Consider the following 14,476-nt stretch of genomic DNA (forward strand, 5'->3'; position numbering starts at 1 on the left):
CTTATTGTATTTAGTGCACTCTTGCTTTACAAAGTTTTATTCACCAACCTAATTATGAAGAAAGAATGCAAATGGGTCTATATTAGGTGCATCTATCATACTCCGAATATGAACCCCATCACTCTGATTATCAGCAACATATGCTTGTGTATGATCGTCTGGATTTACCCAATCAAGAAACACAAATGTATGGGTAGGATTTCCTGTACCATCATTTACTGTAAAACAAATGCTACCTGGTGCAACTTTACCTATGTCTGTATACTTCACAAATCCATTGTTAACTAAATAGGGAACATAATGCGCTGTATTTGCCATTGTTGTTGGAACATAAAAACCAACTCTTCTAAGCGCTTCACTGGAAAAATAAACACAATTATTGGATTGATCTCCACTATGAAGTACCACTGCTGCCTTCTCAGTGCTGTTTACATTGGAATCCACGCTTAAATAATCTGCCAATTTATAGGCAGTGGAATTCAAAACTGAATTGCTAGGGTCATTAATTGGAGGTAAAGTGATACCATCCAAATTAGAAACTATACGCACTCTGATTCCCTGTATCCGTAGTCCCTTTCCATTTGTTCCGGCTTCTTGTCCATCTTGAACCCATGGTTGCCATCCTAAATTTTCAACATCAACTTGGTATTGAACAGTATATCCTGCTGCATTTACTAGTTGTATTTTTAGAGCTTCAATTCTTAAGGATTGTCCTATAGTACCTGCATCATTACCAGCATCAGTCCAATTTTGCCATCCAATATTCTCAACATGAGTTTGGTATTTTAAAGTTGCTCCCTGCGGTGCATTGGAAAGTTGCATATTTATTGCTTCTATTCTTAAAGGTTTTTCTTGTGTACCTGCTACCGTGCCATCTGAAACCGGAGCTTCCCAACCAGTATTCTCTACATTAATTTTATATTGAATACTAATATTTTTGACTATTCTTATTTTAATTGCTTCTAGCCTTAATGCGCGTCCTTGAGTTCCAGCTACTGCACCATCTTTTACCCATGACTGCCATCCATCATTTTGAACTTGTGCCTTATATTCAACTGAATATCCTGGCATATTTGCTAAAGATATTTTCAATGCTTCTATTCTTAGAGCTTGTCCATCTGTTCCTGCCTCACCGCCATCACTAAATTGTGATTGCCAACCTATATTTTGAACGTGAGCTTGATATATTATTTTAGCTCCCTTTGGCGCATTTATAAGTTGCATTTTTAAAGCTTCAAGCCTTAATCCCTTGCCTTCTGTACCTGCTATTTCACCATCACTAACATAATTTTGCCAACCTACACTTTCTACGTGTCCTTCATATTCAACTGAAATCCCATCAGTTTGAGTACTAGTAACATTAACATTGCAAGTTGCAACATTATTTCCATCTGCTGTCTTTGCTGTAATTATTGCATTTCCTGCACTTACAGCTACTATTTTTCCATTATTATCTACAGTCACCATGGAATTATTTGAAGATGTCCATGCAACACCTTTATTTGTTGCATTATCAGGTGTTACCATTGCGGTTAAATTATCAGTTTGTCCTGATGTTAAATCATCCGTAGTTTTGTTTAAACTAATTCCGCTTACATTCACAAGTGTATTAACATTAATAGTACAACTTGCAGACTTATTTCCATCTAAAGTTGTAGCCGTTACTGTTGCAACTCCTGCTTTTAATGCCACCACATTTCCCGAAGCATCTACTGTAACTATAGAAGCGTCTGAAGATGTCCAATTCACTGCTTTGTTTGTTGCGTTTTCTGGCGCTACAGTTGCAACTAGTGTATCTGTTCCAGCTGTAAGTAATGTATCTGTGGTCTTGCTAAGACTTATGCCAGTGGCATTCACATTATTAACAGTAACATTGCAACTTGCGGCTTTATATCCATCTAAAGTTGTAGCTGTTATTGACGTTATTCCCGCTTTTGTTGCAGTTACTTTTCCTGTGCTGTCCACTTTTGCAACTGATTCATCTGATGATGTCCAATTTACAGCTTGGTTATTTGTTACTAGTGACGCCACAGTTGCAAGTAAATTATCACTTTGTCCCACTGATAGTTCATCTGTAGCCTTATTTAAAGTCACAGATGATGGAACAACTCTAATTTCTATTGCTTCAATTCGATACGCTTTTCCAGTTGTACCAGCTAAGCTACCATCGCTAACCCAAGTTTGCCATCCAATATTCTGTACGTGGGCCCTATATTGTACTGTATAACCTGGCAAACCTTGTAACCAAATTTTAATACCTTCCACCCTTAATGCTTTTCCGTCTGTTCCAGCTTCAGCACCATCACTAACTGATGATTGCCATCCAACATTCTCTACATGAGCTTGATAAACTATTTTAGCTCCTGCTGGTGCATTGGTTAAATTAATCTTAAGTGCTTCTACTCTTAATGCTTTTCCATCTGTTCCCGCTTCTGTACCATTACTAACTGGTGATTGCCATCCAATATTCTCTACATGTCCTTGATATGAAACTCCAATTGGTGTGGTATCGGCAAAAGTGTTCACAGGTAAAGAGCTAATAATTAAAATTGCTACAAAAAATATACTTAATAATTTCTTCATGATCTACCCCCCTGCAATATTAATTAAAACATATTTAACAATATTATACAAGGTAATTAAGCGTTTTTTTATGTAAAATTGTAATATATTAAATAATTGACTCAATTTGTACATGTATGTAGCATATGGTATGATTTTATTTAAAACAAGCTCCCAAAAACATATAGACAAACTATTGTTTCGTGGGAGCTTTATTTAGCTAAACATATGTAGTTATTTTTTTAATGATTTATTATAAATATCCTTAAACACAGGATTATCCTTCAAAGTTAATAAATATTCCATAAATGGCTTTTGTAATTCTTTCCTCTTAAGAGCAAACTCTACTGTTGCCTCTAAAAAGCCCAATTTATCTCCTACATCATATCTTCTTCCTTCAAAGGTATAAGCGTACATTGCTTCTTGCTGTATTAATGTTTTAAGTGCATCCGTTAATTGTATTTCATCACCTTTTCCAGGTTTAGTTTTTTCTAATATATTGAATATTTGTGGTGTGATTATATATCTTCCAAGTATAGCTATATCTGAAGGTGCTTCCTCAACTTTTGGTTTTTCCACTAGATCTTTAACCTTATAAACAGAATTTTCAATATGCATTCCACTTATAACTCCATACTTTGATACTTCATTATGCGCTACTTGTTGCACACCCAATATAGTGGTTTTATATTCATCATAACAATCCATTAATTGTTTTAAGCATGGTGTTTTGCTATCGACTACATCGTCTCCAAGCATAACAGCAAAAGGCTCATTTCCGACAAATGTTTTTGCGCAACTTATAGCATGTCCTAATCCCTTAGGCTCCTTTTGCCTTATATAATATATATTAGCCATATTTGATACATCTTTAACTATCTTCAAAAGTTCATTTTTACCATGACTTTCTAATTCATTTTCAAGTTCAACTGATTTATCAAAATGATCCTCGATGGCCCTTTTGTTTCGCCCAGTTATTACTAGTATTTCCTCAATTCCAGATGCCACAGCCTCTTCTATTATGTATTGAATTGTTGGCTTGTCAACTATAGGAAGCATTTCCTTAGGTTGAGCCTTTGTTGCTGGCAAAAATCTTGTTCCAAGACCCGCTGCTGGTATTATAGCTTTTCTTACTTTCATAAAATCTCTCCTTAAAATAATATATAATAATATTATATATTATTTGTTTAATTTTAACAAGTTACAGGTTAGCCTCGATTATTTCAAAATTTTATTTAATTCCAGAACAATATCATCCTTTGGATTAATTTTTTTTGCTATATCATAGTGTAATTGCGCCTGCTTCATATCACCTATATTTATGTAACACATCACAAGATTGGTACAAATTTCAATAGATTTTGTAACTTCAAATGCCTTTCTTAAATATTTTATGGCAAGTTCAAAGTTATTAAGTGCCGCATAATTTATACCTAATTCGTTTATTATATCTACAATATCACTGTCTATTGCCATTGCATCATTTAGATAGTAGATAGCCTTTTCGTGATTTCCAAGCACCCTATAACCCACAGCAATGTTAAGATAAAGTATTGCATCATCTGAAAATTCCTCTATAAGTGGTATAAGATATTTAAGTGCTTCATTTGGATTATCATATATTAATTCTTTTCCTTTATCAAAATTCATTATATTACTCAGTATATGTTTTAAATCAATGGCCTCTTTTGTTTTATTACTTGTTTTTTCTAAATACATGTTTATGCTAACCCATGCATCTTCATATTTTTTTAACTTGTAACAAATTTCAGCCTTTTTGTAGTAAGGCTCATAATAACCTTCTATTTTTTCTGCACTATTTAACATATCTAGATATTCCTCTTCATAGGACTCATCTAATTGAATTAAATTTTCTAGTAGCATAAATAACTTGTCATAGTTTTCTTTACTGCTTTCGATTTTTAGTAGCCCTTTAAGCATAATATATGCATCCTCATATATTCCATTTTTAACCTCATCAAATATTATACCTTTTACATAAGACTTTGCTTCTTCTGATTTTGCATTAATTATACTCATGTATATTTTATTATATTTAAAATTTTCGTCTCCTCCAAGTACATAAAACATTCCTTCAATAAAAAACGAAACGGGTATTTTTTCGAACTTTTCCCCTTGTTTTACTTTGTCCATAAGCCTTTTAGGTCTCACAGGTAAATATATATTCTCCATTACCTCTATATTGAATGTTTCAGGCACACTTTGTTTTTTGAATTCCAAAAAAATAAGTTTAGACACCTTTTCTGAAAGTTCTGCTTTTATATCCATTTTTCCACCGTCCTAATTAATCTTTCTCCAATTTATTATATTAGAAAGCACACAAAATTAAAAGTGGAAGATATTATTACCTTCCACTTTAATATATATTTTTTTATTTACAAGCACCATTTATTATTTCCATTACATATTTATTAAATGTTTCTGATTTTTTATCTGCATCGGCTTCAGTGCTGCCAATAACTGACATATAGACTTTCATCTTTGGCTCTGTACCAGAAGGTCTTACAACAAACCAAGAACCATCTTCCAAAATAAACTTTAATACATTTGATTCAGGAAGTTTTATTTTAGCCGAAGTACCTTCTAAAATATTTTTCTCTAAACTCAATTTATAGTCAAAGGTTTTAACAATTTTGACTCCACCAACCTGGTCTTTCATTGAATTTCTAAGATATTCCAAAGCTTTTTGAATTTTTTCTTGCCCTTCTTTGCCTTTGAGTTCTAATGAAGCTAATGTCTCTTTATAGAAACCATATTCATTATAAAGATCAGTTAATGCATCAAATAAGCTCAATCCTTTATTTTTATAATATAAAACCATTTCACAAACTAGCATTGCTCCAATTACTGCATCTTTATCTCTTACAAAAGTCCCTGCTAAACATCCATAACTCTCCTCAAATCCAAACAAATATGTATTAGCCCCTGTGCTTTCAAATTCTTTTATTTTTTCTCCAATATATTTAAAACCAGTTAACACATCTATTGTCTCAATTTTATAATTATCTGCAACTTTTTTTGCCATTTCTGATGTAACTATTGTCTTAATTATAGCACCATTTTCAGGAAGCTTATTAAGTTCCTTTAATGATGAAAGAATATAATGAGTCAAAAGAACCCCCGTTTGGTTACCTGTTAATACTCTATATTCGCCTTCACTATCTTTGACAACTACCCCAATTCTATCACAGTCTGGATCAGTCCCAAATATCACATCCGGCTGTACAGATTTAGCAAGTTCTAGCGCCAATTTAAATACAGATGGTTGCTCTGGATTTGGGTATGATGCAGTAGGAAAATTGCCATCTGGTTTTTCTTGTTCCTTCACTACATTTACATTTTCATAACCCAGTTCACTTAAAACCCTTCTTACTGGAATGTTTCCAGAGCCATGTATAGGCGTATATATTATTTTTAAGTCCTTAGCATTTTTCTTTACTAAATCTTCTCTTACTGTTAATCCTTTTACCTTCTCTACATATATTTTATCTATTTCTTCTCCAATAATATTCAAAAGTTTAGCTTTCTTAGCCGCTTCTAAATCCATTAATTTTACGTCATTAAACCCTTGTAGTGAATTAATACATGTCAATATATCCTTAGCCGCTTTATCAGTAACCTGTCCTGCATCTTCATTATAAACCTTATATCCATTATATTGTTTTGGATTGTGAGATGCCGTAACAACTATTCCAGCTTTACAATGCAAATATTTAACCGCAAATGAAAGCATTGGTGTTGGTCTTAAAGATTCAAATAAATTTACAACGATACCATTTGCACACAATACGCCTGCAACTCTATTTGCGAATTCTATTGACATGTTTCTTGAATCATAAGCAATACTAACAGCTTTCTCATCAGTATAATTTTTATTTATATAGTCTGCTAGTCCTTGGGTTGCCTTCCCTATAGTGTAGATATTCATTCTATTGCTTCCTGCTGCCATAACACCACGAAGTCCACCAGTTCCAAATTCCAAATCTCTGTAAAATCTATCTTCTATTTCTTTCTCATCTTTTATTTCTCTCAATTCTTTTTTAGTTGCTTCATCAACATATTCAGAACTCAGCCAATTTTCATAATTTTTTTTGTAATCCAAAATAATCACTCCTTAAATATTCAATATTCTAATTATACTATAAAACCAAAAATTAGCATACTTTTTTACATAATTTAAGAATAGTACTTGAAATGCTACTACTTAAATTATTACTTACTGTCCTTTGGATAAAATCTTTTTAAAAACCTTAATATCGAATCCTTACTTTTATATAATATCAATAGCATCTTCCACCCTCTAGATTTATATATACTCTTAAGTTCTGATCTAAGATTCATAATTTCATCTTGTAAACAACTAATTTTATTCTCAAAATTATCACTTTTATTGTGCAAATCATAAATTTCATTTTTTGAGTTATCTACTTGCTTTTCTAAGTCATTAATTTTATTTTGTTTGTTCTGTAACCCCTCATTTAAACTAACTACTTCCTCAACTAAATCCTGATTTTTTAAATGTAAATCACCTATTTGAGCTTGTAAAAAATTAATTTGATGATTTGTTTGGAGTGACTGGTCCGATATATTTTTATTACTAGCTATACTTGTATTACTCTTTGGAATATTTTCTTCAATATTTTTAACATGGGTGCTTAATGTATTTTTATCTTTAATAATTAGATTTGAATAATCTAGCTTATTACCTAACATTTCTTCAGACAATCTAATGACATCTTCTAAAGAATTAAACAAATATCTTTCCAAACCTCTATCCTCAAGAAAACATCGTGATTTGTCTTGATCCATTAATATAAATGGTACATTATGAATATAAGAAAATATTGATCCATGTAAAGAACAAGTAATTATATACTTCAATTTCCCAATAATAGTGAATATTTCCATAGGTGTCATTATAGGTAATAAGCTTGCATTTCTAATTCTTTTACTTAAACTATACATATATTCATAATCATTATTATAATGAGTTATAGGAATAAAATATACATTATATGACAAAGATGATATCCAATTTATAAATAAGTTTTCTTCTTCCTCAGAAAAAAACTTAGGAATAAGATGAATTCCTATAGATGCACCTTCTATTTTAACAGGACATTCATTCAAATCCTCTAAAAGCATTGTAGTACAGGGAACTACAAATGATTCTTTTTTTATATATGCTGCCTTTTTCTTATCCCCACTACTTCTAAATGATAAATATTTGTAGTCGTTTAAATATTCTAGGTCTGTTGGGCTATCGACAATACCCATAGAGTTTAAAATATTATGCCCTCTAACTTTAAATTTATCATAGTAAAAATCATGATCTTTGCGTATTAGATGACCCCCACCTATTATAATACTATCATATAATTCCGGATTAAAATTACCAGGTACAAGTTCATCAAAGTCTACATTTAAATCCTTCATTATTTTTCTCAAACTAAGTCCAATTGCTACATCTCCAGTGTTTCCACTAATATTATCATAAAGTATACCTATATTTTTTTTCAACTTTTTTCACTCCTATAATTGTTTTATAAATCCATTTAAGTTTCTATATTAATATATCTTTCACAATTTATTAAACCATGTTTCATATTCATTCTTAGTTTAACATTAAAATGTTATAATTTTATGACATTTTAATTAATGTTCTAATCTATTTTAAGTTGCTGACAACTTTTTAATATATATGTACCGATATCGTTCTTAAATGGAAAAATTTCAAAGTTATAATATATTCTCATCAAAAATTTATGTATCATACATTTAACATAGAAGTTCTACAATTTTATTGCATTTGCTTATTTAATAAACTATAATAAATATTGTTTTTAGCCACATTATAATTAGACTAAAAATATATTAATGAAAGAAGGTGTTATGTAAAGGTGTATAAACTTAATCAAGATGAAACTCCTCTTTTTAATGCTCTTATGGAGTATGTAAATCGAAACACAATTCCATTCCATGTTCCTGGTCATAAAAAGGGCCAAGGTGCAGATGAAGAATTCAAAAAATTCATGGGTGAAAACCCTTTTAAAATTGATGTAACAGTTTTCAAGTTAGTGGACAGTCTTCATCATCCTACAGGACCAATAAAAAAAGCTCAAGAACTTGCATCTGATGCCTATGGTGCAAAGGCTTCATTTTTTTCAATACATGGAACCTCAGGTGCCATAGAAGCTATGATTTTATCAGTTGTCAGCGATAACGACAAAATATTAATACCAAGAAATGTTCATAAATCTGTTACGGGTGGTATTATTTTAAGCGGTGCCGTACCTGTATACATGCAACCTGAACTTGATAAAAAAATAGGAATAGCTCATGGCGTAACTCCTGAAACTGTTGAGAACACACTAAAGGAAAACCCCGATGCCAAAGCAGTACTTATAATTAATCCTACTTATTACGGTACAGCAACTGATATTAAAAAAATCGCAGAAATTGTGCACAGATATAATATTCCTTTAATAGTTGATGAAGCTCATGGTCCACATCTTGGTTTTAATGATAGATTACCAATGTCCTCCATTGATGCTGGTGCAGACATGTGTGCCCAAAGCACTCATAAGATTATAGGTGCACTAACTCAATGTTCACTACTTCATGTATGTTCAGACAGAATAGACATGAACAAGGTGCAACAAACCTTGAATATTTTACAAACAACCTCACCTTCTTATATTTTAATGGCATCTCTTGATTGTGCCAGAAGACAAATAGCCCTTCATGGCAAAGAGCTTTTAGATTACACTATTGATCTTTGCAATTATGCTAGAGATGAGATAAATAAGATACCTGGTTTCTATTGTTTTGGAGCGGAAGTACTAAATAACAAAGGCGTAATTTCTTATGATCCAACGAAAGTAACAATTACATGTAGAGATCTTGGAATTACAGGTTATGATTTAGATATGATGCTTGCAGATGAATACCATATTCAAATGGAACTTTCTGATTTATATAATGTTCTAATTGTTGGAACATTCGGGGATAAAAAAGAAGACATTGAATATCTTCTTAGTGTTTTAAAGAAAATAAGTGCTAAGTATTATGGAACAGGGGATAAAAAGTCTGACTTTATTGATATACCACCTATTCCAGAACAAATACTTATTCCAAGAAAAGCTTTTTATGGCAATAAATATTCAGTTCCAATTGAGGATAGTGTGGGAATGATTAGTGGAGAATTCTTAATGGCATATCCACCTGGAATTCCAGTACTTTGCCCTGGCGAAAAAATAACTATAGAAATCGTGAAATATATTCAAAAGTTAAAGTCCATCGGACTTTATGTTCAAGGTACAGAAGATCCAAGAGTTGAAAATATAAAAGTTGTGCAAAACAATTAGATTGTAAAAAACTTTTGGGATGTAAGTATATTTATTTAAACAAATATACCTACATCCCAGTTTTATAAATTTTTCCTCTTCATCCTAAAAATCTTTCTTACCTTTTAATTCTTTATTACCGGAGCTTTTTTTCCAACCACCACAGTTATTTTTTTTACAAGTGAAATTCCAAATTCATCCTTAACTTCAATAGTAATAACGTCATTGTTTTTCACCTTCACCCTGTAACTAAAATATTGCAGTCCTCCAGCGCCAAGCTCCGAATCTAAATTAGAGCTTAATATTTCATTTCCATTTATATAGAGGAAATATCCATAGGTGTTATCAGCAACTGAACCAGCCAAATCCACATAACTTTTGTCTGTATATATTTTCCCATCTGGTCCCATTTGAGGTTTTGTCAGTGTAAGCTTTGGTGCATAGGAATCATATACTACATCGTAAGCATAATTACTCACTACAGTTCCATCGGTATCCTCTGCATATACTAAAAATTTATTTGTTCCTTGGCTTAATTTGAATGCTTTTGCGAATGTTAAATCTTTATTAACAGTAACATCTTCCCCATTAATTTGAAAAATCTTAGGTTTATGATTAACAGTTCCATTAATTATCAGAGTATTATTTTTAGCATCCTCTGCTGATAGTACATCATAACCATGTAAATTATTAAAACTTATATTTAGTGGTTCATTTTGTATATTTGCAATTATGTGAAATCTTTTACTATTACTATTGTTTACGCTGTCCACTGCTTCTATTGTCAGTGTTGTATTACCTGAAACTGGTAATGTATATTTAAAATCCCCTGTATTCTCGTTAAATTCCTCACTGCTAAGGGGTGTTCCATTTATAATAACCTTATTATTGTCAGAAATACTTTCAAATTCAGCTTTACCATACAAAACAATATTTTTTTCATTAGTTGAAATACTGTTATTTGAGTCAAAACTTGGGCTTGTTATATTTATAGTAGGATTTTTTGTCTGAAGTATAACTTTATAACTACTATTTTCATCTAATAAATTGCCTTTTTTATCATAAGCCTCAATATCTATAACATTCTTTCCTTCTCGTAATTTAACAGCTACGGTAAATGATTTTTTATTTATCTTTGCTTTTATTCCATTTATCTTTAAATTTTCAACTTTACTGCTAACTATTCCCTGGATACTGAATTTACCATTGTTATCTAATGATGTTTTGCCAATAACTTCACCATCATGTACATTTTGGAGTATTACTGGTGTATCTACTGCAATACTTTCACTACCTACATTCCCAGCATAATCTGCTGTTCCTACTTCTACGTCATTTGTATTACCCTTTTCTAAATTAATGCTACAGCTATATGTCTCGGATTTACTATCATATTGTATTGGTGAGACGCTACTATCAACCTGATTACCATTTACCATTACTACATTTGAATCCGTATTTATTCCAACCCCTTTGTCTTTTTCTTTCCAGGTTAATTTATATGGTGAATTTATATCAGTAGTTGTCTTAGATGTTATCTTTATCTTTGGAGCCATGGTATCAATTTTTATAGGCATATATGTTACTTGTTTAGTAGCATCAGGCAAATCAACTGTTGTTATAAATTTATAATAGTAGTCTCCATCCTCAGCTGTTTCCATAGACCCAGTTTTAGCATTGTAAAGTTTACCATCCCATTGTCCATTACTGTACTTATTGGCACCCCCATCTCCATTTTGATTATCTATTAAGTCTTTTACTAGTTTGTTATCCGAAGATAACTGCCTTAATACTTTTTCACTTCCATTATCTTTATTAACTATTTGTACTTCCATTGTCCTTGCATCTCTTAGAAAACTTAGCTCAGGCACTACTACATCTTCATTTCCATCTCCATCTGGTGAAAACGCTATTTTATTAGAATCTATTGTTCCATTTGTTATTACTCCTAAGTAATTTTCACTGCCAAATACATTGCTGATGAGTCCTTCTTCGCCCAAAACAGTATTTTCATTCCAAAGCGGTTGGTCAAGTATGCTTGGTTTTGAATAATCACCATAAAATCCGAGATAAGGTACATTTAACGAAGGTACCTTGCTATTATCACTATTAAATTTCACATACCCCTCAACAAATTGTCCCTCTTTGAAACTCTGCGGAAGTTCAATTTGAACTGTGACTTTTGCCTGGCCATTTGCTGGAACTACAATGGTATTTGAACTAAATTTCATCTGAGAAGTATCAATGTTATAGTCGGAAAAATGTCCTGCAGAATCAGTTATTTTTTCGGATAAAATTCCTCCATTTGCAAGAGTGTACTTAGCATCAGTGTTCCCGTAGTTCTTTAGATTTAGGTTAAAAGTAGTACTACTCCCTATTTCTTTTAAAGCAACATCAGCCTCACCGTTATCATCGGTTGCAATTACATTATTATTTATTGCATCTTCAACTTGAATAAGACCTGCTCCTTGTCTTCTTGGAGAATACGGCACCGACTGATTATTTTTATCCATCAATATTTCTGAAGTGTTAATAGCTGTGTTTTTTATCAGTTTTATCAAATCCCTGCCCGTAGCACTTACTCCTTTGGCCTTTTCACCCTGTAAAATTAGAGCTTCAGAACCAGCGACATTTGGTGATGCCATGGAAGTTCCACTCATAGTTGTATATTTATTATTATTTTGCGTTGAATAAATATTCCCACCTGGCGCAGAAATTTCTGGTTTAAAACCTAAACTTGGAGTTGGCCCCCAGGAAGTAAAAGGTGACATATCATTTGACAAGCTATTATCAATGGAAATTTGACTTCCATCAATGTTTATGCTTAAATTACTAGCTATTAGATTTTTAAGTTTTACTCCATCCGCATTTCCTATCCCAATGGATGGTATAGTAATAGATGCATCCACCCCCATGGATAAGGGATCATTACTACCACCGCTAGCAATATCTTTATCGTATATAATTGCTCCTGCTGCATTAGCATTCTCTGCTGCAAGTATCTTTTGCGAAAAAGTCAACCCACCTCCTCTTTCTATTAATGCTATTTTCCCTGTAACATCTTTTCCTATAAAATCCGAAGTTGCTCCCAAATTACAATCAACTACAGCGTGGGTTGATTTAAGACTTTCTTCTGGAACACCACTACCGTTTGCATATGCTAAGGTTCCACTTCCATTATTAGACACATAGTCTAACTTTTTTACTATCCTTTTAGTATTTTCATAAGAAGCAACTGTAAGGGCATCATCTGCAACACCAGGGGTTCCTACTGTTCCTGTATCGACCTGATTTAATAGGTTTGTCTGTGGTGCATTCCACCCTGAATTTGTAGATGATATAGCTGAATTGCCCGCTGAAACTACAACTAATGTACCTTTATCTGTTGCATTTTTTATTGCCTTTTGGTCAGGATCATTTGGATCTTCAAAGCCTGAAACTGATCCTAAACTCATATTAATTATATCTGCATGGTGTAATACAGAATCCTCAATGGCGGCAATCAAATCATCATCATATGCTGACTCCTGGTTTCCAGGATTATTAGAAAATACCTTCATTGCTAAAAGCTGTGCCTCTGGTGCAATTCCTTGCACTGCTTTAAATGAAGCCGAATCCTGATCACTTCCATTTGCGGCTACGATTCCTGCCACATGCATTCCATGTTGCTCTGTTTTATTGTCATCTATTACACTTTGATTTTCATCAGCAAAATTATAGCCATATGGAACTTTATCCGTAAAGAATTTTCCCTTTCCTCCTAGTTTTGAAACATTTAAAGCATTAAGCTTATCCTTAGAGGGATTACTTATTTTCATATCTTTATGGGTGTAATCTATACCTGTATCTATTATGGATACAACCATGCCTTCGCCCTTATATCCCGTGTTTTTCCATTCATTGTAAACTTGAGTTAAATTTTTAGCAAAATACATATCTGGATGATATACTTTTGCCTCTGTAACACTTTGAACTCCTGCCATTTGTCTAATTGTATTAATGTCAGTTCTCTTTACATCTGCACTAAATCCATTTACAAGATATCCAAAATTTTTTTTGATTTTTGCTCCAGACAATGCTTGTACACTTTGAACCACACTTTGTTGTGAGTCTTTTACTTGGGTTATACTTTTAGCAGAATTTTCAGCTGCCGGCTTGTCTGCAAGTTGAACAATAATTCTTACGCTGCCACTAGTACTATTGTTATCCAGAGGTGCATTTTCGTTTAATGTATCATATCCTTTCACATTGTTTTTTATGGATTTCACCTTGATTTCCTTAGCTATAGCACTAACCATCAATGCCTTTAAGTCTTTGCCATTTACATCTTCTGCCTTTACATTACCACTAAATTCCGTAACATTAAGGGATAAAAAAAATACTAATACTAAACTAATTGATAATAGACTACTACCTCTCTTTTTCATAATGTTCCCCCTTTAAATAATTAAATCCTATTGTTTTTCTTAATATTCTACTACCATTTTATAGTAAAAACAACTTATATTTTGATTATTTGTTAATATGCTTAGATATTCGCAAAAAAA

7 protein-coding genes are annotated in these 14,476 nt (G+C 32.2%); 1 reads left to right on the top strand and 6 read right to left on the bottom strand.

The features are described from left to right. Positions 1 to 48 precede the first annotated feature (48 nt). The 5 genes from BR66_RS0119640 to BR66_RS0119660 form a co-directional block, all read right to left on the bottom strand. Positions 49 to 2,583 carry an Ig-like domain-containing protein gene (locus BR66_RS0119640; protein ID WP_084156562.1) on the bottom strand — a complete coding sequence of 845 codons (2,535 nt, stop codon included), beginning with the start codon at positions 2,581 to 2,583 and terminating at the stop codon, positions 49 to 51. Positions 2,584 to 2,796: 213 nt separating this feature from the next. Continuing rightward, positions 2,797 to 3,702 (bottom strand): UTP--glucose-1-phosphate uridylyltransferase GalU, encoded by a 906-nt coding sequence (gene galU / locus BR66_RS0119645; RefSeq protein ID WP_026884441.1) that lies wholly within the window; start codon positions 3,700 to 3,702, stop codon positions 2,797 to 2,799. A gap of 78 nt (positions 3,703 to 3,780) precedes the next feature. Then, positions 3,781 to 4,851, bottom strand: a complete 1,071-nt coding sequence (locus tag BR66_RS0119650; protein WP_026884442.1) for a tetratricopeptide repeat protein — start codon at positions 4,849 to 4,851, stop codon at positions 3,781 to 3,783. A gap of 103 nt (positions 4,852 to 4,954) precedes the next feature. Continuing rightward, the gene (locus tag BR66_RS0119655; RefSeq protein ID WP_026884443.1) at positions 4,955 to 6,685 is read right to left on the bottom strand and encodes a phospho-sugar mutase; all 1,731 of its coding nucleotides are present in this window, start codon (positions 6,683 to 6,685) and stop codon (positions 4,955 to 4,957) included. Positions 6,686 to 6,795: 110 nt separating this feature from the next. Continuing rightward, positions 6,796 to 8,103 (bottom strand): polysaccharide pyruvyl transferase family protein, encoded by a 1,308-nt coding sequence (locus BR66_RS0119660; protein WP_026884444.1) that lies wholly within the window; start codon positions 8,101 to 8,103, stop codon positions 6,796 to 6,798. Between the two features lie 380 nt (positions 8,104 to 8,483). On the opposite strand from BR66_RS0119660, the gene BR66_RS0119665 reads away from it, so the two are divergent. Then, a complete protein-coding gene (locus BR66_RS0119665; RefSeq protein WP_026884445.1) occupies positions 8,484 to 9,950 on the top strand; it encodes an aminotransferase class I/II-fold pyridoxal phosphate-dependent enzyme in 1,467 nt (488 codons plus the stop codon). Between the two features lie 104 nt (positions 9,951 to 10,054). On the opposite strand, the gene BR66_RS24330 is transcribed toward BR66_RS0119665, so the two are convergent. Continuing rightward, positions 10,055 to 14,356 (bottom strand): S8 family serine peptidase, encoded by a 4,302-nt coding sequence (locus BR66_RS24330; protein ID WP_051624317.1) that lies wholly within the window; start codon positions 14,354 to 14,356, stop codon positions 10,055 to 10,057. Positions 14,357 to 14,476: the final 120 nt, after the last annotated feature.

Origin of the sequence: Clostridium akagii DSM 12554, assembly GCF_000686725.1 — a bacterium.
Taxonomy (GTDB): domain Bacteria; phylum Bacillota; class Clostridia; order Clostridiales; family Clostridiaceae; genus Clostridium_I; species Clostridium_I akagii.

Bases quoted from the DNA above. Each gene is read 5' to 3' on its own strand.
- BR66_RS0119650 (WP_026884442.1), bottom strand. From the start codon at position 4,851: ATGGATATAAAAGCAGAACTTTCAGAAAAGGTGTCTAAACTTATTTTT.
- BR66_RS0119640 (WP_084156562.1), bottom strand. From the start codon at position 2,583: ATGAAGAAATTATTAAGTATATTTTTTGTAGCAATTTTAATTATTAGC.
- BR66_RS24330 (WP_051624317.1), bottom strand. From the start codon at position 14,356: ATGAAAAAGAGAGGTAGTAGTCTATTATCAATTAGTTTAGTATTAGTA.
- galU (WP_026884441.1), bottom strand. From the start codon at position 3,702: ATGAAAGTAAGAAAAGCTATAATACCAGCAGCGGGTCTTGGAACAAGA.